Annotated in this window: 18 protein-coding genes; 4 read left to right on the top strand and 14 right to left on the bottom strand. The window is 50.3% G+C overall.

Features of this window, described 5'->3' with window-relative positions; all coding sequences use genetic code 11:
• The 4 genes from HYT77_02210 to HYT77_02195 form a co-directional block, all read right to left on the bottom strand.
• The coding region (locus HYT77_02210; GenBank protein ID MBI2066815.1) for a hypothetical protein at window positions 1-193 on the bottom strand (193 nt) is incomplete at its 3' end.
• A 170-nt stretch (window positions 194-363) separates the two neighbouring features.
• Entirely contained in the window at window positions 364-2,319 is a 1,956-nt protein-coding gene (gene metG / locus HYT77_02205; protein MBI2066814.1) for a methionine--tRNA ligase, read from the bottom strand.
• Window positions 2,320-2,324: 5 nt separating this feature from the next.
• Window positions 2,325-3,164: a hypothetical protein gene (locus HYT77_02200; protein ID MBI2066813.1), complete on the bottom strand. Its 840-nt coding sequence runs from the start codon at window positions 3,162-3,164 to the stop codon at window positions 2,325-2,327.
• A complete protein-coding gene (locus HYT77_02195; GenBank protein MBI2066812.1) occupies window positions 3,161-3,787 on the bottom strand; it encodes a dTMP kinase in 627 nt (208 codons plus the stop codon). Before HYT77_02195 ends, HYT77_02200 begins: the two co-directional genes overlap by 4 nt.
• A 115-nt stretch (window positions 3,788-3,902) precedes the next feature.
• Here HYT77_02195 and HYT77_02190 point away from each other — a divergent pair, with 115 nt between their 5' ends.
• On the top strand, window positions 3,903-4,181 hold the full coding sequence (locus HYT77_02190) for a hypothetical protein (protein ID MBI2066811.1): 279 nt from the start codon (window positions 3,903-3,905) through the stop codon (window positions 4,179-4,181).
• A 24-nt stretch (window positions 4,182-4,205) separates the two neighbouring features.
• On the opposite strand, the gene HYT77_02185 is transcribed toward HYT77_02190, so the two are convergent.
• Both HYT77_02185 and HYT77_02180 read right to left on the bottom strand, forming a co-directional pair.
• Window positions 4,206-7,067 carry a vitamin B12-dependent ribonucleotide reductase gene (locus HYT77_02185; protein MBI2066810.1) on the bottom strand — a complete coding sequence of 954 codons (2,862 nt, stop codon included), beginning with the start codon at window positions 7,065-7,067 and terminating at the stop codon, window positions 4,206-4,208.
• A gap of 240 nt (window positions 7,068-7,307) precedes the next feature.
• Window positions 7,308-8,798: a leucyl aminopeptidase gene (locus tag HYT77_02180; GenBank protein MBI2066809.1), complete on the bottom strand. Its 1,491-nt coding sequence runs from the start codon at window positions 8,796-8,798 to the stop codon at window positions 7,308-7,310.
• A 109-nt stretch (window positions 8,799-8,907) separates the two neighbouring features.
• Here HYT77_02180 and HYT77_02175 point away from each other — a divergent pair, with 109 nt between their 5' ends.
• The 3 genes from HYT77_02175 to HYT77_02165 all read left to right on the top strand — a co-directional run bounded on the left by HYT77_02175 (window position 8,908) and on the right by HYT77_02165 (window position 11,491).
• Window positions 8,908-9,564, top strand: a complete 657-nt coding sequence (locus HYT77_02175; GenBank protein ID MBI2066808.1) for a hypothetical protein — start codon at window positions 8,908-8,910, stop codon at window positions 9,562-9,564.
• Complete coding sequence (locus tag HYT77_02170; protein MBI2066807.1) at window positions 9,561-10,016, top strand: RidA family protein; 456 nt, start codon at window positions 9,561-9,563, stop codon at window positions 10,014-10,016. The genes HYT77_02175 and HYT77_02170 overlap by 4 nt, the downstream gene beginning before the upstream one ends.
• A gap of 245 nt (window positions 10,017-10,261) precedes the next feature.
• Entirely contained in the window at window positions 10,262-11,491 is a 1,230-nt protein-coding gene (locus HYT77_02165; protein ID MBI2066806.1) for an outer membrane beta-barrel protein, read from the top strand.
• 69 nt (window positions 11,492-11,560) lie between these two features.
• Here the strand turns inward: HYT77_02165 and bamA are convergent, their stop codons facing one another.
• The 8 genes from bamA to HYT77_02125 all read right to left on the bottom strand — a co-directional run bounded on the left by bamA (window position 11,561) and on the right by HYT77_02125 (window position 23,988).
• Complete coding sequence (bamA, locus tag HYT77_02160) at window positions 11,561-14,248, bottom strand: outer membrane protein assembly factor BamA (protein ID MBI2066805.1); 2,688 nt, start codon at window positions 14,246-14,248, stop codon at window positions 11,561-11,563.
• Entirely contained in the window at window positions 14,245-17,184 is a 2,940-nt protein-coding gene (locus HYT77_02155; GenBank protein MBI2066804.1) for a translocation/assembly module TamB domain-containing protein, read from the bottom strand. Before HYT77_02155 ends, bamA begins: the two co-directional genes overlap by 4 nt.
• Window positions 17,181-18,575 (bottom strand): UDP-N-acetylmuramate:L-alanyl-gamma-D-glutamyl-meso-diaminopimelate ligase, encoded by a 1,395-nt coding sequence (gene mpl, locus HYT77_02150; protein MBI2066803.1) that lies wholly within the window; start codon window positions 18,573-18,575, stop codon window positions 17,181-17,183. The genes HYT77_02155 and mpl overlap by 4 nt, the downstream gene beginning before the upstream one ends.
• On the bottom strand, window positions 18,551-19,654 hold the full coding sequence (locus tag HYT77_02145; GenBank protein ID MBI2066802.1) for a beta-lactamase family protein: 1,104 nt from the start codon (window positions 19,652-19,654) through the stop codon (window positions 18,551-18,553). The genes mpl and HYT77_02145 overlap by 25 nt, the downstream gene beginning before the upstream one ends.
• A gap of 2 nt (window positions 19,655-19,656) precedes the next feature.
• Window positions 19,657-20,544 carry an LD-carboxypeptidase gene (locus HYT77_02140; protein ID MBI2066801.1) on the bottom strand — a complete coding sequence of 296 codons (888 nt, stop codon included), beginning with the start codon at window positions 20,542-20,544 and terminating at the stop codon, window positions 19,657-19,659.
• 68 nt (window positions 20,545-20,612) lie between these two features.
• Entirely contained in the window at window positions 20,613-21,119 is a 507-nt protein-coding gene (locus HYT77_02135; protein MBI2066800.1) for a CBS domain-containing protein, read from the bottom strand.
• Entirely contained in the window at window positions 21,116-22,144 is a 1,029-nt protein-coding gene (locus HYT77_02130) for a 2-oxoacid:ferredoxin oxidoreductase subunit beta (GenBank protein ID MBI2066799.1), read from the bottom strand. The genes HYT77_02135 and HYT77_02130 overlap by 4 nt, the downstream gene beginning before the upstream one ends.
• Entirely contained in the window at window positions 22,120-23,988 is a 1,869-nt protein-coding gene (locus tag HYT77_02125; protein MBI2066798.1) for a 2-oxoacid:acceptor oxidoreductase subunit alpha, read from the bottom strand. Before HYT77_02125 ends, HYT77_02130 begins: the two co-directional genes overlap by 25 nt.
• Between the last annotated feature and the right edge of the window lie 9 nt (window positions 23,989-23,997).

Below are 23,997 nucleotides of genomic sequence, written 5' to 3'. Positions count from 1 at the left end.
CCGTCTCCGTCGTTGCGTTCTTGGTCGTGAGGGATGAGATGCTCAAGGCGGAGGAGGACGGTAGTGTGACTGTCGTACTCACATCGATACCGGAGGCACCTCGGGTGGCCGAGCTTGTTGAGTCCTCTGATGTCGTCCCGCAGCCGATCAGTCCCAGGATCAACAGAAAAAGACAGGAAAAATGCCTCTTCATAACCCCACCCCCCTATTTTTGTAGTTCTCCCCCATCAAACGAAGCAATCCAGAGGCCAGGAGCCTCTATTCTTATCCCCATAAAATCAATCAGAAAATTGAGGGGTCAGAAAAGAAAATGGGTGGAAATGAACCCGATGGGTGTTGGGGGGTTGACGGTTTTATCTCTGTCTATTTTACCTTGGCACCCGGATCAAGCGGGCGATCGAGCGTGACGATGGAAAGACCCTTATCATTCGAGGCGGCAAGCAGCATCCCGTTGGATTCGACCCCACGAATCTTGGCTGGTTTGAGATTGGTAACAATAATTATTTTTTTTCCAAGGATCTGTTCGGATGTATAGTGTTGGGCAATACCGGCGACAATTTGTCTTGTTTCTCCGCCAAGTTCAATCTGCAGCTTGAGCAGTTTGTCGGCCCCCTCCACTTTTTCTGCCGATTTTACCTCGGCGACCCGGAGGTCAATTTTTTGGAAGTCTGAGATGTCTAGCAGATCCATAACATTCTCCTCTCTGTTATTTGAGCCCCCCTCTCCCCTGGGTGCGAGGGGGGATGGGGCTTCTTTATTGGCTGTGGTGGGGGATAGCTCAATCCTCGGAAAAATCGGGTTCCCAACCAAGACCCGAACAGCTGGCGTCTTTCCCATCGCGATATTTCTGAAGGTCTGTTTTTCCCATTTCACTTTTTGAGAAAGCCCCAGTTGATTCCAGATCTCCCGGGAGGTCTGGGGAAGAAAGGGGATAATTAAAATTGCGATATTTCGAAGGGTGTCAATCACCTGAAAGAGAACCTTCTCAATCTCCTTTGTCTTGCCCTCCTTTGCGAGGACCCAAGGGGCCGATTGATCGATAAATTTGTCTGCGGTATGGATCACCTCCCAAATGCCCTCCAATGCCAGATGAAAATTGATGTCACCGTTCTTCCGGTAATCCATGGCACCGCGCAGATTTTTGAGGGCCTCGGCAACTGATTTCTTGAGAGAGGAATCGACTTCCCGGATCGGTCGGATATTTTCCCCAAGATATTTATGGGTCATGCCTAAGGTTCGGTTGAGAAGATTTCCCAGGTCGTTGGCAAGATCAAAATTATACCGTCTCACAAAATTCTCCCAGGTAAAATCGCCGTCTGAGCCAAAGGAGGTGTCCCTCAAGAGGTAGTACCGGAGGGCATCCGCACCAAACCGAGGGATAATATCGAGCGGTGTGACAATATTACCCAACGTCTTGCTCATCTTCTCCCCTTTAAGAAAGACAAAACCATGGCCAAAAACGGTCTTGGGAAGTGGGAGTCCGGCACTCATCAACATGGCGGGCCAGATGACGCAATGAAAGCGGGTGATATCTTTTCCGATAATGTGGAGGTCAGCCGGCCACCATCTTTTGAGACGGGCCTTTTCACGTGCCGACTTCTGACCAAATCCAACGGCCGTTAGATAATTGATGAGGGCATCGAACCAGACATACACCACATGCGAAGAATCAATGGGGAGGGGAATTCCCCAATCGAAGGAAGAGCGTGAGATACTGACATCCTGTAGTCCTCCCTCGACAAGACGCAGGATTTCATTCCGCCGGATTTCGGGAAGGATGAACTCCGGATGTTTTGTATAATGAGAGAGCAGTTTGTCCTTATACGCAGACAGCCGAAAAAAATAATTTTTCTCCTTAAGCCACTTTGGCTCGACCTTGTGGGCAGGGCACTTCCCGTTGCTCAAATCTTTGTCAGTAAAAAAAGCCTCGCACGACTCACAATACCATCCCTCATAGGGGGATTTGTAAATATCCCCCTTTTTGAGGATCGACTGAAAAAGTTCTTGAACCGCCTGGTGGTGTCTCGGCTCGGAGGTCTGGATGAAGTCATCTTGCGAGATTTCGAGGGAGCGCCAAATTTTGGTAAACTCCTCACGCATCCCGTTACAATAGACTTTGGGAGGAAGTCCCCTTTTCAGAGCCTCTTTTTTGACGCTAGCACTGTGTTCGTCACTCCCCATCTGGAAGTGGACCGGAATTCCCTCCATCCGAAAATAGCGGGCGATGACATCGGCACCGATCTTCTCATAGGCAGTCCCAAGATGCGGCAGATTATTAACGTAATCGATCGCAGTCGTAAGATAAAATTTCTTTGGCATAGATTTTAGAGAAGATTCAAAAAAAGCCGTTCCAAGGCCAACTGTTTCATGACGTGCCCTTCTATAGCCCTTTCGGTTTCAAGGATGCAATCGATCTCACGGAATGTTCTTTCTCCTTGTCGCCGCTCCACAAAAGGAAGGAGGTCTTTGGTTGAGGCGATTTGCAATGGAACCCCACCCAAATCACTTTGATAAACAGCCAGATCACGCCACCAGACAATGAGAAATTTAAGAAAAGGGCCCAGATCGTCCCACTCCTTAAGACATCTCTCCGCAAGAGAAGAGGCGGTTGAGAATTGATTCGAATTTTTCTGGATCAAGGCGGGGAGAATCTCTTCTCTCCAGAGCGGCAAAATCTCCCCCCACTCCTTTTTTTCCTCTTCTAAAGGATGGGGAATGAAGATTCTTTGGCACCGTGAACGAATCGTCAGGGGGAGCCTTTCCGGTACCGGCGTCGAAAGTAAAAAAAACACAAAAGGGGGCGGTTCCTCTAAGGTCTTCAGCAAGGCATTTGCAGCCCCTTCGGTCATTTGCTCCGCTTCCGGAAGGAAAACGACCATCCGCCCACCCAAAATCGGCTTTAATGATATTTTTTGAGTCATCTCCCGAATCGTATCGATCCGAAGGCTCCCCTTCTGGGAGGAGATCTTCAAAAAATCGGGGTGATGGTCCGACTGAAAATGGAGACAGGCCTGACAGTGACCGCAACCCGTTCTGTTTTCACAAAAAAGAACTTTTGCAAAGAAACCGACCAATTCATTTTTGGTCTCACCTTCATACCCGACCAAAAGATAGGCATGAGAGAGATTGGACAAGGCAGACAGTTTTTGTAGAAATTTCTTCATGGAAGAATCCATCTTAATTCACCTTGAAGAGACCGGAAAACCTCTTGTGGGGATTGACTGGCATCGACAAACTGGAACCTTCCTTTTTCCTTGCAGGCAAGGGCAAGATACCCCCTCTCTACCCGTTTGTGAAAATTTCTGGATTCCCGATCCAAACGATTCATTCTCCCCCTTCGTGATCTCATTCTTTTCATTCCAACCTCAAGTGGCAGACGAAAGAGAAAGGTTTTGTCGGGACTTGTTTTTTGACAAACAAACTGGTTCAAGCGCTTCACAAGTGGAAGTGGAAGTCGCCTTCCGTAGCCCTGATAAGCAACTGTTGCATCGGTAAACCGGTCGCACAAAACAATCCCTCCCTTCCTTAAGTAGGGCACAATCCGACGAATTATATGATCGCACCTGGCCACTTCATATAAAAATAGCTCAATTAAAGGATCGATCCCTTTGTTCTTCTTGTCGAGAACGATTTTTCGGATCCAATCGGCAAACTTGGTCCCTCCAGGCTCACGAGTCATCAGAACAAGATACCGTTCTTTTTTAAGCCATCTGGCGATTTTCCTAATTTGCGTCGTTTTCCCCGATCCCTCGCCCCCCTCAAAGGTGATGAACAGGCCTCTTTTCATCAGTGGTCTTCTAAAAAAATAAATTAAAAAAAACAAGTGAAAACAAGCAGTTAAAAGTCGTTGTTTTGCGAGGCAACTTGAACTATCCTTGTGGACGATAATAGGGGCACAAGCAATGGCGGATCCTAAGGTTTCAGGTAATTTCAGTTCCTGCCTTTCCGACGGTGGCGCCGTCTTCTCGGGCCCTGATGGAGAGTATCTTTCCGACAATCACCTTATTACAATGGATACCGCATTTCGTCTCAACTCTGAGACGACACCCGAAGGATCAACGGTCCTCTCCTCATTACCGGACAATGAGGCTGCCTGGAGGTCCGATAACAGAACCGCCCGTCAGATGAACGATGTTTTTCAAAATCTTCTGGGTGGCAGATCAAAGACGTTCGTTTCTTAAAGGGACCTCTAATAAAAGGCGCCCTTAACTACAGCCCATTGAATTTCCGCAATTAATGCACTTATAGCATGTCCCGTTCCGGACAGTTATATGACCACAGAGATCACAAGGCGGGGCATCCCCCATCAGATCCCCCAACTCCTTACCCATTTCCGAGGGGCTTGTGTTTACCTTTGATTCAACCGGGAAGTCCGAAACGGCTGCGGCCCCAACCGAACCGGCAGCAACCTGTTTTGTCCCCTCGTCCAAGGTAGCCGGCTTCAGGTGAACAAAATCGGTTCTGCCAAGATATTCCATCCCAAGAACCCGGAAAATAAAGTCCAGGATGGAGGTGCAAAACTTGATATTGGTATGATCCGTTGGCCCCTGCGGTTCAAAACGTGTGAAGGTAAAGGCATTGACAAATTTTTCGAGCGGGACGCCGTATTGGAGCCCAATCGAAATGGCGATGGCAAAACAGTTGATCAAACTGCGATAGGCCGCTCCCTCCTTGTACATATCGATAAAGATCTCTCCCAACTTTCCATCCTCATACTCTCCAGTCCGAAGGAAAATCTTGTGTCCACGAACGGATGATTCAACGGTGAAACCTCTTCGTTTTACCGGTAACTCACAACGAACCCCACGACAATCCGACTCATCAACCGTCGTTGTGGAGCTTGATGGAGAGCCGGAACCGGTCTCCTTCTCTGCAGTCCCCGTATTGAGAGGCTGGGAGTGTTTAGATCCATCCCGATAAAGAGCGATCGCCTTAAGGCCCAGCTTCCACCCCTCAATGTAAATATTTTTAATATCCTCCACAGTCACTTCGTTTGGGAGGTTAACCGTCTTTGAAATCGCGCCTGAAATAAACGGTTGCACCGCCGCCATCATCTTGACATGCCCCATCGGGTCGATAAATCGGACCCCTTCACCGCACTTGTTGGCACAATCGAAGACTGAAAGATCGGATTCTTTAAGGACAGGTGTTCCCTCGATTGTCCCTTTTTCAAGGATATGTTTCTGGATCTTCTCGACATCCTCAGAGGCATAACCCAAGTGTGTCAAGGCGAGCGGAACAGACTGATTGATGATCTTAAAGTGACCACCACCAGCCAGCTTCTTCCACTTGATTAACGAAAACTCAGGTTCAACTCCGGTCGTATCACAATCCATCAAGAGACCAATGGTGCCGGTCGGTGCCAAAACAGACGCCTGCGCGTTCCGATAGCCATGAATCTCTCCCAGACGGATCGCCTCATCCCAATCCTCCTGAGCCGCCTTTAAGAGTAGCGAAGGACACTGCCGGGCATCAATTTTATAGGCCGCCTCTCGGTGCTTGTTCATGACACGAAGCATCGGTTCACGATTCTTTTTGAATCCCGCGAAAGGACCAACAACCGCCGCGATTTCACTGGAAACACGGTAGGCATGACCGGTCATGATTGCCGTCAAGGCAGCGGCAATCGCGCGCCCCTTTGGACTGTCGTATGCGATACCACTGGTCATCAGCAGGGTCCCCAAATTGGCATAGCCAATCCCCAAAGGGCGATAATCGATGCTGTTCTGTGCAATCTGTTTTACCGGGTAAGAGGCAAATCCAACGATAATCTCCATTGCCGTGATGAAAACACGGACGGCATGCCGATAATCTTCAGTGAGGAAATCCCCTTTTTCATCCACAAACTTCATCAAATTGAGTGAGGCAAGGTTACAGGCGCTGTTATCCAGGAACATATATTCGGAACAGGGATTGGAGGCATTAATACGATCAATATTGGAACAGGTATGCCAATCATTAATGGTCGTATCATACTGGACGCCCGGATCGGCACAGGACCAGGCCGCCTCAGATATCTGTTTCATCATGTAACCAGCTTCGAAGGTCTGGCAGGACTCTCCTGTCGTTCTAAAACGGGTACTCCATTTACCTCCCTGCAGAACGGCATTCATGAACTCATCGCTAACCCGGACAGAGTTGTTGGAGTTTTGTCCAGAAACGGTGTGATACGCCTCCCCGTTAAAATCGGACGTGAAACCACCTTGCTGGATCAGGATCCCTGCCTTCCGCTCCTCCCGTACCTTCCAGTTGATAAAGTCAAGAATCTCCGGATGGTCCATATCAAGACAGACCATTTTGGCGGCCCGCCGGGTTGTTCCTCCTGATTTTGTTGCCCCGGCCCCCTTATCCAGAACCTCCAGAAAACTCATCAGACCAGAAGAGGTGCCACCGCCCGAAAGTCTTTCCTGTTTACCACGGATCTTTGAAAAATTGGTTCCAGTCCCCGATCCGTACTTGAAAAGTCGCGCCTCTGATTTGGCCAGGTCAAAAATGCTCATCAGATCATCGTCAACCGCCTGGATGAAACAAGCGGAGCACTGTGGATTGGCATAGGCATCTTTTGTCTCTTTTAATTGATGCAACTGATGATCCCAATACCAATTACCACCGCTTCCTTCGATTTTGTATTCGTGATGCAATCCACAATTAAACCAGACGGGCGAATTAAAGGCCCCTCTCTGAGTCAGAAGAAGGTAGGTCAACTCATCTTCAAAAATGGTCGCCTCCCTCTCGCTCGTAAAATAGCCCCCCTCCTCCCCAGCAGTTCGGAGGGTATGTGCGATACGGTAGATAACCTGCCTGACGGAAGTTTCATGACCTTCTTTTGGAACACCCGCCTTTCGAAAATATTTTTGCGCAACGATATCCGTTGCTAGTTGGGACCAGGATTTCGGGATTTCCAGGTTATGCATCTCGAAAACAACACGCCCGTCAGGCTCCTTGATAACAGAGGACCGCTTTTCCCACTCCACCATGTCGTAGGGAGAGAGACCTTCCTTCGTAAATCTCCTCTCCATTGTGAGACCCGGAATTACAACTTCCTTCCGTTTAATCGCGGCTTTCATAAGTTACCCCCTTGGATATCCACAACTTATACCCTAGTTATACACACTATATTGTATGTCATGCAGTGTAAAACAACAATATATTGTGCGTCAAGGGTGGTTTTAAAGAGTGCGCTGCGTCAACTCGTCTGACTCCGATTTTTTCGGATTTGGACGTCTGAACAAAAAAATTATTCCTTAAAAATTATTCCCACTCAGAATGAAATAACCTGCGCAAACCATTATTGGGCGCGATCTGGATCAAGACCTCTTGAGATGAAGCAGAAAATGGAGAAGTGTCGGCACCATAAATCCCGTTCCTCCTTTTGGAACGAGGTCGGTTCCCTTTTCAGCCCAGGCAGGACCCGCGATATCAATATGAGCCCACGGGGTTTCCGGTTTCACAAATTGTTCAAGAAAAAGACCCGCTGTAATCGCCCCGCCGTACCGATTGCCAACATTCTTGACATCCGCAACCTGACTCTTCAGATCCTCCTTGTATTCCTCAACCAGTGGAAGTTGCCAGAGCATTTCCCCCATCAACTTGCCAGAGGCAACCAACTGACCAATCAGTTTTTGATCATTCCCCATAATACCGGCACATCGATCTCCAAGTCCTACAACGCAGGCACCCGTGAGTGTCGCGATATCAATAACAAAGTCCGGTTTCTGACGGATGGCGTAAGGAATTGCGTCCGCCAACGTCAAACGACCTTCCGCATCCGTATTGAGGATTTCAATCGACCTGCCAATAATGGTTCGTGCAATATCTCCTGGTTTGTCGGCACCACCGGACGGCATATTTTCTGTCATGGCAGCAATTCCATGAACCTCCAGGGGGATCTGCAGCCCTGGAAGAGATCTCAAGACAGCAACCATGGCGGCAGAACCGCTCATGTCAAATTTCATCGTCTCCATCCCCTGCGCCGTTTTAATCGACAGACCACCGCTATCAAAGGTGATCCCCTTTCCTACGATGGCAATACGACCACGAGGCCTCCCCTTGGGGCGATAGACAAGATGAATCAGATAGGGAGGCTCAACACTCCCCTTGGCAACCGCCAGAAACGCCCCCATACCGAGTTTCTCGCACGCCTTTCGATCGAGGATCTCAACAGTTATTTGGGGATGGCGGGCCACCTTCTTTGCCTCATAGACCATCCGCCGGGGAGTCATGTCGGACGAGGGCGTGTTTGCCAGATCACGAGCAAAATTAGTCGCCTCACCCACAAGGGACCCGACAGCCAGTCCATGTCGGAGCACCGGCGTCTCTTGTGTCAAAACTTCAATCCTCTCCACTGTCTTCTTGGAACAGTTCTCCTCTGATTTGTACTGATCGAAGGCATAGCTCCCCCAATGACTTCCTTCGACCACGAGTTCACTAAAGGGGAGAGTCGCCATCTTCTGCGGAAGAGAGAGAAATTCCACGGAAACTTTTTTAGCCTTAACCTCATTGCCCCAGCGAACAGCGGCAGCTCCCAACCGCCGGATCAACTGAGCATCGGCTTTCGATTTTTCACCAAGACCAAAAACCAGCAAGTTGGAGGCCCCAACCTCTTGTAGATTCGTATGGATCAATTTTGCCGATCCTGCCTTGAACTCAAATCCCTCACGCGTCAAAACCTGACCAAGCCCTGGAGTAATTTTTGGATCGAGCCGGGCTGCCAGACCTGAAAGTTTTTTTTCCTTCCAGCAACCAACGACAAGAAGATCCGTTTTGATTTCTTTCTCTTTCTGAAATGAGAAATCCATGACCGGTCGGAAGTAACTTGCTACTTTACGGTTAGTCAATAAAAACCTGTTCACCCTATTCGCAAATCGTGATACGAAAAAGCCTGCGATGAAGTCGTGGTTCAATTTTTTGTCTAAAAGAAAGGATGGGGGGAAACAACCAACCGTTACCTCCACAAAAAAGAGGCCATCCGCGCCAGGGCCACTCGGTCGGTTGGGAGAGATCCTTTCCCGGATTGAGCAGGCAGAGGTGGCAACCGTACTTCCAGACTTGAATCAACAGGTTGTTCTTGAGGTCGCTCCCCACCTTCCCTCTCTCAACATCTTAATCAAGGAGAGGGGAGTCTCCCTTTTTGCAGGATTGGGAACGCTGGAGGGATACACAATCAAGGGACGATGGGACTCCCTGCCGATTTTATCTTCCAGCTGCGATTTTGTCCTTTGTCGGGCCTCCGCCGTCAAAAAAGATCTGACGCGTCTTATTCAGGAATCTTCGCGTGTTCTTAAGGGATCCGGCAAGGCACTCCTGGTCGATCTCCACCCATTTAGCCTCATTGTTCAAGGGGAACATCAAATCAGCCCCGCAACCGAAGATGGTCTCCCTCCTGGCTTTGAGCGGTATTTTAAAATGATACAACGATCCCACTTGAAGATCGGACTCCTGAAAGAGGTTTTTGTTGACAGCTCCTTAAAAAAGTTTTTTGGAGATCAAGACTTGAAGGAGTTTGAAAGGCTCAAAAAATGGCCTCTCATGGTCCTCATGCTTTTGGAAAAGGAATCCGTATGACACCCGAAGATCGCCTGAAAGAGATGAATATCATCCTCCCCGAGGTTGCTGCGGTCGGACACTACCTCCCCGCCGTAAAAACAGGAAATCTCCTGTTCGTCTCCGGTCAACTTCCAAAGTTGGAAGGAAAAGTCGCCTTCCAGGGACGTGTTGGCAAGGATCTCAACCTGGAAACAGCACGGCGGGCCGCGAAGGCCTGTGCAACAAACATCCTGGCGGTTTTGAAACAAGAGCTGGGCAACCTGGACCGTATCAAAAAGATTGTTCGTTTAAACGGCTACATCAATTCCTACCCTGGATTTCATGAGCAGGCCAAGGTGATGGATGGAGCAAGCGAACTGTTTGTCGATCTTTTTGGAGAGTCCGGACGGCACAGCCGGGTCGCCGTTGGAGTTGTAGAACTCCCGTTGGGGGCCGCCGTGGAGATTGACGCGATCGTTCAGTTTGTTTAGATTTTTGTGAATAATCATAAAATTAAGTGAACGTTATCAAACATTTGCTTGACAAGGTCGGAAGGGGTACTGTAACCTTTTGTCATCTTAATTGGGGTATTTTGGGGCATAAGCGGAAAACACGTTTAACGGGAAAGGGGGTGACGGAGAGGGCTGTAACGTTTTTTAGACTTCCGCTTTAGTCACGCTTTGACTGCATATAACTATGTATGAAGACTGTTAAAACACAAACAAAGGAGAGGACTATGAAGAAAATCGCAGTACTCGCAGTTGCTGTGGCGGTTGCGGGCCTGCTCGCCGGGACGCCGGTTCAAGCTGAGGAGAGTGGTATGCTTGAAATTACCGGTAACGTCACAACGGTGACAGGTTGGCAACGCGCCAGGGCAGGTAGATATATTGACGCCACAGCAGGCGTCCTGGCCGATGGGTTGGCCGTACCGGCTGCCCTTGGGACAGAACAGTTTGGTTTCTTTCTCGACCAGCTAGAGGTCGATTATGCCAAGAGCTTTGGAGAAAACATCCGGCTCCGTGGTGATCTCGACTTTATGCCAATTACTGCAGCTGGTGCCGCAACGGCAGGCCGAGTGGCTACAGGCACAGGGACCGGTGATTTCATCATCGAGCAGACCTATGTCGCAGCCAATATCCCGGTTGGGAATGGCGCAGAGCTGCTCGTCGGTCGTTTTAATTCAGGGATCGGTCTCGATCCAGTTGATCGTGGTGAGCTTTCAACTGTTTCTTTCTCGTCGATCCATCGCTTGCTCCTGCCGCATAACGTGACAGGTGCCCGCTTGGGTTACGACTTTAGTGATCAGTTCCGTTGGGAGACCTTTGTCGTCAACAACCTCGGTGATAATGCCCCAGCTCGAGGGGCTGTCGCCGGTGGAAATTCGACAATTCCCTCATTCGGATTCAATGCTACCTACAGCTACGGTGACGAGGGGAATCCGAGCTGGACGAAGCTCTCCGGCGCCGCAGGTCCGGAGCATATGGTTACCCGGAGCAATGCACACTGGTCCTTCCTGGGTGACCTTGCTGTTCGTCATGCCGTCAATGACGCCTTCACACTTGGTGTTGAAGGGGCCTACCGCCAGGACAACGCAATTGCTGGTGACAATAACCAGTATATTGCGGGAACCCTGCAGGGAACCTACGCCTTTAGCGATGTCTGGGATGGAACCCTCCGTTACGGCTACACCTGGGATCTCGATGGTGGCACAGGGGCTGCAACCGCGGCAGCAACCGGGATCTCGGCAAACGGCTGGTTTGGTCCTGGTCTCGACAACGCCGGAACCGGTGGCTTGGCCAACGGTGGCGTGCGACATGACCTGGCACTCGCAACTGGTTATGCGATTGCTGATGGCGCGCGTTTTGGATTGGAAGGTCGTTTTGACCTGACCAACCCTTCCGCCGTTGCTGATGGTACCGCTGGCCAGAATCTTGGCCTTGCGGGTACCTTTGCCTACAACTTCTAATTTCAGCCTCTGCTGAAACTTGAGTTGAGAAGGCCCTGTTCTCACAAGGAACAGGGCCTTTTTGTTTCCCTAAAACGAATAGCCAAAGGCAAAGTGTAACCGGCTTAACGATTCTGAATCTCTCTTGTCCAACTTGAAACCGTAGTCGAGACGTAAGGGACCAATCGGTGTGATATACCTCAGGCCAAGACCGGCTGAATGTCTCCAGGAGTCAAGACCAATCTCGGCCACGTTGTTCGTAAGACTTCCGGTATCGAGAAAAACGGCTGTCTTGAAATTGTTTTTGATCTTTGTTTGTAACTCCAGGGTGTGCTGGATAAGAAACTGACCGCCCGTCGGCGTCCCATTGGCGTCAAGCGGTCCAGCCAAGTCCTGACCAAATCCACGCATAGAATAGTCACCGCCCAGAAAGAGCCTCAGGTTACGTGTCAGAATATCATCGCCAAAGACCTGGATTCCCTCGATTCGAAGATAGTTGAGAAGGGTGAGTCGTGGGGACCATGAGTGATAGAAAGCAGTTGAGGCAAGCGGCCTTAGAAAATTGAAACCCGAGGCGATCAGTTTGTTCGATACGTCAAGACCACAGAGGAGGGTGTAGCCGCTCAAAGGATCTGAAAATGAATCACGCGTATCATAGTTAAAGGAGAGACCCACTTTTGAAATGGTGTTATCCCTCTGGGATTGTTCATTCGGATCGGCCACATTCTGGAAGAATGTCCTTGTCGCCTGGTACTTGCCAAGAAGGGTCATCTGCGGATTGATCTGCTGCAGAAGGGACAGTTGCCCTCCAGCCTCGGTGGCATCAAAACCGGGTCTTTGTTCTGATTGAAGAAGCCCCGACATCGTCGTCTCAAGATTGAACCCGAGCAGCCTTGGATCGGTAAAATTAAGTTCCCCTTTCTGAATGTCCTGTCCTCCCGTCATCCGGAGTGAAACCCTTTTAGTATAACCCCACAGATTATTGTGCTGAAAGACTGCAGAGCCGGTAAACTTGTCATCTGTGTCAAAGCTCGATTCCAGATCCAGGAAGGAAACGGGACTTTCCTCCAATTTCACAACGAGGTCTGTCCGCTCCTCATGCCGTTCAAGGCCGAACGGTTCGACCTCGACAACACGAAAGGTCCCCAACTGCCTCAAAGAAGATTCGCTCTGGAGTAATTTTTTAAAGCTGTAGGAATGGGCCTGTTTGAGATCCATCGCCTTGAGAATCGGGCTTTGCCGGGTCCTTTGGTTTCCGGCCAAAAGAATTTCTCCCACAACAACATGAGTACCCTCTTCAATCTGATAAATTAAGTCCGTGCCTGATCCCTCCTCTCGGACCAACGACGGTTGAATCCGAACATGGGGAAAGCCCCGATCCTGATAAAAATTGATGAGTTTCGAGAGGTCGCGTTCCAATCGTTCTTGTTCCAGGGGGGAACCGGCCCTCATTTTTAGCAGTCTCGCCAATTTCTTGGAGGAGACATTTTTGTTTCCTGTAAATGAAATCGACTGCAAAAAAAGGCGGGGGCCCTCATCCACGTCGAACCCAACTATCACTTTATCCTTGTGAGGACTGAATGTGAGGGTGTGATCTACGAGAGAGGCATCAGGAAATCCATAGAAGCGATAAATTTCCTTGATCCGGGCGAGATCTTTTTCCAAAAGGGAAGGTTGAAAAAAGCCGTCCTGGAGAAGTCCGGATTCCTTGAGTGAGAACTGTTTCCGTATTTTTCTATCACTCAACAGCCGATTCCCTTCAATGGCGATTTTTTTGATACGCATCTGAGGACCTTCCTGGATCTCAAAGAGAATTTCATGAAGATCAGGGCCGATTCTTTTCTTTCTCGCCTCGATTTTAACCTCTTGAAATCCCCGTTCCCGATAATAATCCTGGAGGATCGAAAGAGCCTCTTCAATACCGAACCAGCTGACGTCAGCCCGTTGAGCGATCGGAAGTATTTTTTTGAGTGTTCTCTTGGAAATGCGCCGGTTGCCGAGAATAGTTATTTTGGTTCGCTGCGCCTCCTTGACATGAAGCACAAGATTCATCTTTTTCCCGGCATCATCCCTCTCTAATGTTCCGTGAATACTCGTCTGAAGGTAATCCCGCCTCCGATAATCCTCCAGGAGCTTCTGTTTTGCCTTTCTCAGACGTGACGGCTTGTAAGGCAGGAGCGGATTGATCGCTGAAATATAGCGGCCACGAGGAAATTGGCTGCCCCCTTCAACCTGAATCGAGCCCCAGGGATACCTCTTTCCCTTGTCAATTTTGTAATGGAGCTCTGCGGTATAATCACCAACGTTTTTATGAATCTCTAGCCCAACAACAGTCTCGAAGTATCCCTCCCTTTCATAAAAACCGTGCAGCCTCTCCTTCTGCTCTTCAGCAATCACGGGATCAAAAAAATCGCCGGGGTGAATCGCCAGGAAGCGATGCAGCGTCTTGGAGAGATACGGATAGTTCCCCGAAATCCGAATCCGGCTGATCATGAAACCTTCGCTCAATTTCAGGTGAAGGATCAATCCCTGGGGCATTGCCTTTTTCGTGAGCAGGATCTCGGAAAATTGCCCCCACTTTTTTAGTAAATTAAGGGACGCCTCCCATTTCTTCTCCTCGTAGTCGTCTCCCTCCCGAAATGGCAAAATATTACGGATCTGGGCGCTCGAAACCCTGGGCCCTTCCTTCTCGATAGTCACGGCAACAATCTTCTGGGCCGCAAGCACAGGAGAGGCAGCGAAAAAAAGAAGTAGCAATAGAAGAAGGTTCTTTTTCACTGGAGTCGAAATCTCAAAGATAAATTGAATCGGTATCGAGGTGCCGTTGTGGCTGTCCTCGTCCGAACCCCTTTCAAAAGTATATTGTCTGTCAAATAATAGTTTGCCTGCAAGGTTCTTTCTGCCGTCTCGGGAGCCAAATCGGTTTTGAGGGTAAAATTCAACCGGTCTGTCACATCACCAATAACGGCAATCCTGCCTGTCGCCAAACCCCTGGTCTTTGATGGTTCCACCTGAAGATCAAGACCTGTCGTGCGTGAGAGAATTCCCTGAAGCGGTCTGGCCGCCTGTTCCCAGGCAAATCCCAACCCCACCTGCTGGCCAACCCCCCCTGACCGACGCAGTTCTTCCCGAGTCAGCCCAAAGGCGATGAGGGAAAGAATGTCCTCCCGGTCACGTGCCGGGGAGCTGGTGAGATCAATTTTCAGATTGTTGACAAAGCCCTCGATCTTCATCGTTACATGATAACTGGGAGGAATGTCGCGCTCTCCCAGCAGCAGAAGATAAGGTTCAGCCCGGGAGGGGTCTGTAAAATCGACACGCCCCTGTGTTAGGGCAAATTCAGATCCCAGATAATGAAAATCTCCCTCCAACAAATTCAGGGAGCCTCCTATTTGGGGCGAGCCATAGGTGCCCCGAATTTTCAGATCGGAAGAGAGAAGAATCCATGCGAGGTTATTCTTGATCTCGAAATCCCCCGCCGTTTTCAGGGCAAGATAGAGCCGCCATGGGGCCAGGGGGGAAGAGGGTGACTTAAGAGACCAGTCTTGAGAGGACGGCTTAAGAACAAATTCATGGATGTCGAATTTTTTACTGTACTGCCCATCAATGACATCGATCTTCCCGGACAAAAGGGGAGAGGTTGCCAAGCCTTCTAACATAAGCGAACAATTGGCCGCCAATCGAAGATCTTTGGAAGGACGGATGGAAAGACCGGAGCCTTCAAGCGAAAGATGGTATTCTTGAGGAGCCCGGTTTTGGACAGTCATACGCCCCTTGAGGAGAAAATCCCCATCTCCCCATTTTCCCTGTAAAGAAGGACTCAGGGTGTGATTTTGCATCTGAATCTCCCCTTTAAGTTCGCCGAGCGATTCCCGGAGGCCAAGGACTTCAAGAAATCCGTTATCCAACAGAATCTTTCCGTTCCATTCCGGATTTGTTATTGGCCCCTGAAGTTGAAAATTCAGATTGGCATAGCCGCCTGATTCCCCAAAATATTTTCGCAAAAGCTGTAGCCCTTTCAAATCAAAAGGGCCTTTGATCTGGAGCGACAGGTTATCATCGATTTGCCCTTTTAATGTCAGTTCACCCCTTGGAGTTCGGTGGTAAAAACTATCAATGGACCACAACTCGGTTGATGCGGAGCGGGTTGCTTTAAAGGCAAGCGTGGGTGAAAGCTGGCCGAGGAGATAAACCTCGCCTCCCTTCGAGTCGATACGAAGATTCCCTGGAAAGGAATCCGTCTCAACATCGTTGATGGCCAGGGCTATATTGGAAAAGGTGACACCGCCGCCCTCTTCAAGATGGATCGACGACTTTAAGGACTCAACATATAACGGACCCAGGATAACGGTCCGGAGATCCACCTCGCCACGACCCCGGACAGAGATGCCGGCCCCCTCGATATCAAGATAACCTGTGACGAAAGAGCTAATAGGCAGCTCCGGAAGAATCGGTTGAAGAGGGGCTTCCTCAAAGCGGAGTTTGATCTGACGGGTAAAGGTCGTCAGCGTCTTTTTCTCTGCCGATGGGAGGAATGAGACCCCTCCCTCCACAAGACCGCTCTCTTTGCCCCCCTCGGAGGGGCGGATCTTTGCGCTAAAATCGAGATGGGGCCAGTTGAGATTGATCTCTCCATAGGCCTCGTGAGCGGCCAACCCCCGGTGGCGAAAAGAGACGATCCGAGCCTCTCCGCCTACCGAGATCTGGGGGAGCTTTCCAACCGCCTTCCCCACCACCTCACCCACACCACGACTTGGACCAAGAACTGAACTTGCGGATTTTCTGAAGATCGATTCCAAGGCAACGTTTTTGGCGGCGAAATCAATATGGTAGTCGGCGGAGCTGATTTTATAGGACCCGTTAGCCGTCAGCTCTCCCCCCTCCAGTTCTGCAGCCAGTTTATCGATGAGAAAGGTGTTCTTCTTCAAACTACCAAGGAGACTGAACTGAAGCGGTTCCGACAATACCTTCTCGGGATAGAAAGAGCCTTCAAGGTGAACGATTGAGGATTCGAGATCCCCTTCCCAGCGACCGTTAAGAAAAAGGATGTTCTCCCCCTTCTTGACCTCAAGTGCACTGAGCTTGATTCCTTGCGCTGAAATGGTCAATTTTGTGGAGAGGGAATCAAGAAGGGGCTTGTCCCGATTTAAGCCCGTCAGATGAAGACGGAGAGCCGGAAGGCCACGGCGTGTCGCCCCAAGACGAAGCGTTACCTTTTCCGTCGTCAAAGGTGGTTGGTCATCCATTTGAATACGAAAATGGTTGAGGTCGGCCTCTTCCAGGGCAAGCTTCTCCAAAAATAACGAGCCTTCATAACTTCGGACCAGTTGTTTAAAAAAATCTTTGGGGACTTTTTTCTCCCCCTTTGATTCCCCGGACTTCCTGATGACAAGGGAGGGGTGGTCCAAGGTAAGATTCGAAACGACCAGTTTGCCTGTCAAAAAAGCGCGGGGACTGATAGCAACTTTCAATTGATCCGCCTTGAAATCAAAACGCTGTTTGGCAGAGACAACCACCAGCTGTTCTAAGAAAAAAAATCCACGGTGGAGAACCAGGTGGGAGCGTTGAAAATCAATCTTCCAGCCGATCACGAGGCCGGCCTTTTGGAGGAGAAACCGGTGGAGGTCATTTGAATGCAGAAGGAACGAGGGAAGCCCCAAAAAGAGAATTAAGACCAAAACGGTCCGGATGAGCCTTTTGATCCGTCGATTCATTGAAGAATACGAGTCAGTTTCTCCGCCAAGCCCCCAAAAGCCCCGTTGGACATGAGACAGACGATGTCACCGGGCCTCGCCTCCTCCCCGACCCACCCGGCAATCTCGTCGATCGAAGAAGCTTGTCGCGCCTTCTTTCCACGGCGGCTCAGTTCGGCAACAATCGTCTCCGGTGAAAGCCGTTCCTCCTGCTCGATTTTTTCGGGATGATAGAGGGGGGCAATAATTGTCTCGTCCGCCTCCTGGAAGGCGTCCGGAAAGAGCGGCTCAAAAATTTTTCTCCGCGTGGTGTTAGAGCGCGGCTCAAACAGGGCCCAAAGACGCGCCTCGGGGTAACAGGCACGGATTGCCTTGAGGGTCTCTGAAATGGCGGTCGGGTGATGGGCAAAATCATCGATCAGCGTGACACCGCGATATGTCCCAAGAATCTCCTGTCTCCTTTTAACCCCCTGGAAGGCGGGGAGCACCTCCTGAATTTCAGTGAGCGAGACTCCCATCTCAAGAAGAACGGCGACAGCGGCAAGAAGATTTTCTACATTATGTCTCCCGATGAGCGGGCTTGAGAGCTTGATCGCTGTTTTTCCCTTCAAGAGGAGGTGAAATCGGGTCCCTCGTTGAAGTTCCAGACCTGCCGTTCCTACGTCGGTTAACGATCCTAATCCGAATGAAACAGAGCGACGGGACGTTGATCGTACCAGCGAAAGGACATTCGGATTCTGGCCGTGATGGATGATCAGGGTATCGGAGCCAAGGGAGTCAATCAATTCGCGGAAGGCCGACAAGACATGATCTAGGTCCCGGTAAATGTCGGCGTGATCAAACTCGACCGGATTTAAAACAAGTATTTTGGGGGCATAATGGAGAAACTTCGGTTTTTTATCGAAGAAGGCAGAATCATACTCATCTCCCTCCAACACAAAAGAGGGACCGGTTCCATTCTGGTACGAACGCCCACTGTTTTTCAGGATTCCGCCGACCAGAAAGCTCGGAGATCGGCCGGTTTGAGTCAAAAGCCAGCCCGTGAGTGCCGATGTGGTTGTCTTGCCGTGGGTTCCCGCAATCACAATCGGGAAGCGGTCTTTTAAGAAAAAATCATGGAGCGCCTGTGGCATGGAGAGATAGGGGAGCCCTCTGGCAAGCATGGCCTCCACCTCCGGGTTATTCCGTGAGACCGCATTACCAACAATCACGAGATCGGGAGTCGGATTGAGATTCTCCGGACTAAAGGGGGAACGAATTGGAATTCCAAGGGACTCCAGCTGGTGACTCATGGGGGGATAAACATTCTGATCAGAACCGCTAACGGCATATCCCTTTCCCTTCAGAAGTCCTGCCAGAGAGGCCATCCCCATCCCGCAGGTGGCAATTAAGTGGATTCTTTTGGGAGACATGGCAAAATCAGCTCCTCATAGATAAGATTGTGGAGGCGAGGGCGGAACGTCTTGATCGTTTCGTCCTGAGAAGAAGGATGAACACGATTTGTCAGAAGGATAATATGAAACTTCCGGTCCAGATCAATCCAAAAAGAGCAGCCGGTATAACCGAGGTGACCTATGGAATTTCTCGAAAAATGTATTCCGGCCTGCGAGTTCTCCCCTTCGGGGGTGTCCCATCCCAATTTTATTTTTACCTTGGGTCCGATAAACTCATGAAGGTCTTCCTGCGGAAAAAATTCACTCTGACCGTGATATCCCTTCTCAATTTCGTACAGAAACCGGTGCAGGTCCAGGCTGTTTGAGAAAAGACCGGCATGACCGGCAACCCCCCCGAGACAGTAGGCATTTTCATCGTGGACCTCTCCTTGGAGAATTTTTTGACGAACCGGAGAGTTTTCTGTTGAGACAAAGAGGGTTCGATCGATCGGTGGGGCCTCGTTGGAGATAAAGCGGGTCTGGGAAAGCCCCAAAGGAGAGGCGACACACTCAGAAAAAAGCTGATCAAGCGGTTTTCCTTGGAGACGTTCCAGATAAAGACCCAGGAGGATAAATCCCAAGTCGCTGTAAATCCTCCGATAAGCGATCGGCACCTCGAGGGATTCGTGGGAAATCTTGTCAAGGTAGATCTGACCACAATCCCGCTTCCCCCAGAGATCAGGATGGCTGAGGCGTATCTCCTCATAGAAGGCCTTCCAGGCAGGAAGACCCGACGTATGTTTGAGCAGGTGACGTAGCGTGATCCTCTCTTTTTCTCCTTCGCTCAACTCAGGCAACTGTTTCACAAGCGGTGTATCAAGGCTCAATCGATCGGTCTTCCTTTTCAACAACAGGAGGGTTGTTGTCACGACCGGCTTCGTCAGTGAGGCGATGTCAAACAGGTGATGGGATTGAAGCGGAGTCTTGAGGGGCAGCAGGGAGGCAAGGCCAAACTGATTCTGATAGAGGATCTCCTCTCCTCGGGCCACAAGCAGCGAGACCCCCGGTATTTTATGGGATTCGGTGACCTGATAAATCTCTTCTTCAAAGCGCGGCATATCTAAAAAATCCCCTTTTCAATAAATAATTTTCTTCCCTCAATCCGACCGACACCTCCGTACGGAATAATAGAAGGATGCCTGAGGTGCCCAAATGGAACCCCCCAGAGGACAGGCCCTTGAAAGTTTCCAAGGCGGTCTCGAAAGACCTCCAGAATTTCCTTCGGGAAGGGCCTCTTCTTCCAACAAAAACTGCCAAGGATAATCCCCTTGACCATTCGCAATTTTCCGGCCTGAATCAACTGGGTCACCATCCGGTCGACGGCGTAAGGCTCCTCCTCGGTATCCTCAAGAAACAGCAGGGTGTTACAAGTATCGACCTCATACGGAGTCGCAAGCGACGAGACGACAAGAGAGAGACAACCTCCTACAAGACGGCCTCTCGATCGACCGGGACGAATCAGAAGCGTTCCGGCCAGAGACTGCCGCTTAAAAAAATCGGGCTCACTCAAGACGCGGAGAACCTTGTCGGCATAGCGATGATCCTTCAAGTGGGGTGCAACAAGAGGCCCATAGAGGGTCGGAAGGCGATACCTTTTCCAAAGATACCCCAGAAGGATGGTGAGGTCACTGAGGCCCATAATGACCTTAAAATTTGAAATCTTTTTTGGAAGGAGAGGGAGCAGTCGTACGGAACCATAACCACCTCGAGCAAATAAAATCGCCTCAACACGGGGGTTGTTCAGCAACCGATTGATCTCCCGGGACCGCCTTTTGTCATCACCCGCTAAATATTGTTTTTTTGAAAAAATTCCGTTCTGAAACGTCGTTCGAAACCCGAGGTGGCAGAGATTTTGAATCGCCTGCCTGAACTTTCTGCGATCGAACGGCGAGGCGGGAGCGGCTATCCCGATCAGAGATCCTTTTTTAAGTGGTCTTATCTTCCCCAAGATAGCCCAAAAATAGGGAATTTCTGCCTAGATGTCTATGAAGAACTGGGAAAATCCGGCAACCCTATCTACAAGAAAGAAGCAAGGTGTTTCAGGAGGTCCTGGATAGAGATAACCCCAACCGGCTTTCCTTTTCCCAGAATAGGAAGATGGCGGTAACCGCCAAGCGACATTTTGTTCACCGCACAGGCCAGAGAGTCTTCCTCCTCCAAAGTTACGGGAGATCCCGTCATCACCTCACTCACAGAAACATCCTCCGGTCGCCTCTTCTTGGCAATCACCTTGAAGAGGATGTCCCTCTCTGTCAATATTCCATGGATATTGGTGGTCTCTCCGACAAGCAGGCAACTGACCTTTTTCCTGTTCATAAGGCTTATCGCCTCCTTGACAGACAAGGTCGGTGCAACGACGGTCGCTGCCTTCGGCTCAAGATGGGAGACAGGATCCTCCATCAGTATTTTCTTGATTCTGTTTTTTGTGAGTAAAACACCGTCCAGTGATGAAAGATTTCCCTGACAATATTCACAATCATCAGAACCGGCCATATTGACAGAACCACAGTAAGGACACTTCATGTAACCGTCCAGGTCTCCCCTGAATTCAGGAGTTTTTCAAGACTTCCCTTCCCCATCGCCTTGGTACTTTGACGAATCTGCTCCTCGAGAAGATGGTCGTAAGAGGGGCGTTCGACAGCCCTGAAAACACCGATTGGTATCGGAAATTTTGGCAACTCCATGCGTGACAACAGAAAGGCGTAAGAGGGATCAGCGGTTTTCTCATCATGAACCAGGAGATCTTTCTCTGTATAACCGTTGCCTAAGGTGACAACTTCCAGTTCAAGCCCGTTCAAGCGGATCCCCTTCTCGCGATTTTTACCAAAAATAAGCGGTTTTCCGTGCTCCAAGAGAATTGTCGTCTCTTCACGAACTGCGCGATCCGTCACCTCTTTAAACGCCTCATCGTTGAAAATAACACAATTCTGGTAGATCTCCAGAAAAGCCGCACCCTTGTGCTCGCCCACCCTCTTGATCATTTCCCCGAGGTGCCTGGTGTCACTGTCAATGGTCCTTGCCACAAACGTCCCTTCACAGCCCAAGGCGAAGGAGAGGGTATTGACCGGATAATCGATAACCCCCGCTGGGGAGGACTTTGTCTTCTTACCAAACTCCGATGTCGGGGAGTATTGTCCCTTGGTCAAACCGTAAATCCGGTTGTTGAAGAGAAGAATCTTGAGGTCGATGTTCCTGCGAAGGGCATGAAAGAGGTGGTTGCCCCCAATGGAAAGCGCATCCCCGTCTCCCGTGGCAACCCAGACTGAAAGCTCCGGTCGATAGGCCTTGATTCCCGTAGCGACGGCCGGTGCACGACCGTGAATCGAGTGGAATCCATAGGTGTTCACATAATAAGGAAGTCGCGAGGAACATCCGATTCCGGAGACAAAAACGTAATTCTCACGTGGTACGTTGAGCTCGGCGAGTACTTTTTGAACTTGTGAAAGAATCGCATAATCACCACAGCCCGGACACCAGCGAACATCCTGGCTGGAGACGAAATCCTGTCTGGTACGGCTGGCGGTCAAGCCAGCGATTTTTTCTGCCATGATCGAACCTCTTCTGTTTTCAGGAAACGCTTCACCCCCTGGACAATTTCAGCAATGGTGAACGGTTGCCCCTGGACCTTCGAGAGCGATTTGACGTCAAAGAGATATTTACCTCTCAAAAGAAATGCCAACTGACCGAAGTTGAGTTCTGCCGCAATCACCGTCTCAAACCGGGACAGGACCTCTCCCAGATTCCTGGGAAATGGATTTAAGTGCTTTAAATGGAGATGGGCAACGGAATAACCCTCCCTCTGCAACTCTTCTGCGGCAGAAGAGATCGCCCCGAAGGTTCCGCCCCATCCCACAAGAAGGAGATCCCCGCGTTGGCAGCCGACGGCTTTCGCCTCGGGGATATCATCGGCAATACGGGCTATCTTTTCAGCACGAAGTTGACACATCAGTTCATGATTCTTCGGATCATAACTGACGTTGCCCGTGACATTTTCTTTTTCCAAACCACCGATTCGATGCTCAAGACCGGCAGTTCCCGGAACCGCCCAAGGGCGAGCCAATGTCTTCGGATCCCGTTGATAGGGATAAAATTTTGGCCCGTCGGCCGTTGGATGCCGAACCTCAAGATTTGGCAGACTGTCAATAGAAGGGAGCAACCATGGCTCCGAACCGTTTCCCAGATACCCATCCGAGAGATAAATAACAGGGGTCATATACTTCAAGGCAATGCGAAACGCCTCAATCGCCATAGCAAAACAGTCCGAGGGAGTGGAGGGGGCAACAACGGGCAGAGGACTCTCCGAATTGCGCCCAAAAATCACCTGCAACAGATCCGCCTGTTCCGTCTTTGTCGGCAAACCGGTCGACGGCCCCCCTCTCTGGACATCAACAATCACCATCGGCAGTTCCGTCATCACGGCAAGGTTCATTCCCTCACTCTTCAAGGCAATTCCGGGTCCGCTCGAGCCTGTCAGAGAGACGGCCCCGGCAAAGGAGGCCCCAATCGCAGCCCCCATCGCTGCAATCTCATCCTCTGCCTGAAAGGTCCTTACCCCAAAATTTTTGTGTCGTGATAATTCGTGGAGGATATCGGACGCAGGGGTAATCGGATAGCTGGCGTAAAAAAGCGGTTTGCCGGCCCTCTCCGCTGCTGCAATAAAACCCAACGCACTTGCCTCGTTACCGGTGATATTGCGATACCGCCCCGGCGGCAGTTTTGCTTTGGCAACATGGTAATGCCTCTTGAAGATCTCGGCTGTCTCTCCATAGTGAAACCCACCCTTGAGGGCCTTGACGTTCGCATCAATCATAACCGGCTTATTTTTGAACTTGGTGCTAATCCAGTCGATTGTCACGTCCAGCGGCCGGTCATAGAGCCAAAACATCAGACCCAATGCAAAAAAGTTTTTGCATCGATCGATCTCTTTCTTGGTCAACCCGGTATCATGCAGGGCATTAACGGTCAGCGTGGTAATCGGTAATTTGTAGAGCTCGTATTTCGTGAGGGAATCATCCTCCAGGGGATTGGAGGTATAGTTCGCCTTCTTCAATCCCTGGGGTGTGAAGGCATCCTCATTGAGAATCAACATCCCCCCCTCTTTTAAATCCCGAATGTTCGCCTTGAGGGCGGCCGGATTCATCGCAACCAGGACATCGGGTGCATCCCCCGGTGTACGAATATCCTTTGACGAAAAGTTAAGCTGAAAACCGGAGACACCGGCAAGGCTGCCGGCGGGGGCCCTGATCTCTGCAGGGTAATCCGGAAGGGTCGCCAGATCGTTGCCAATCACTGCCGCTGTGCTCGTAAACTGGGTTCCCGTAAGCTGCATCCCGTCACCGGAATCACCGGCAAACCGGATGACGACGCTCTCTTTTTCCTCAAGCTCCTTCATGCCCTCTCC

It is taken from the genome of Deltaproteobacteria bacterium (genome assembly GCA_016180855.1).
Taxonomy (GTDB): Bacteria; UBA10199; UBA10199; order JACPAL01; family JACPAL01; genus JACPAL01.
Note: the sequence above shows the minus strand (reverse complement) of the source record. Positions and strands in the feature narration are given on the sequence as shown.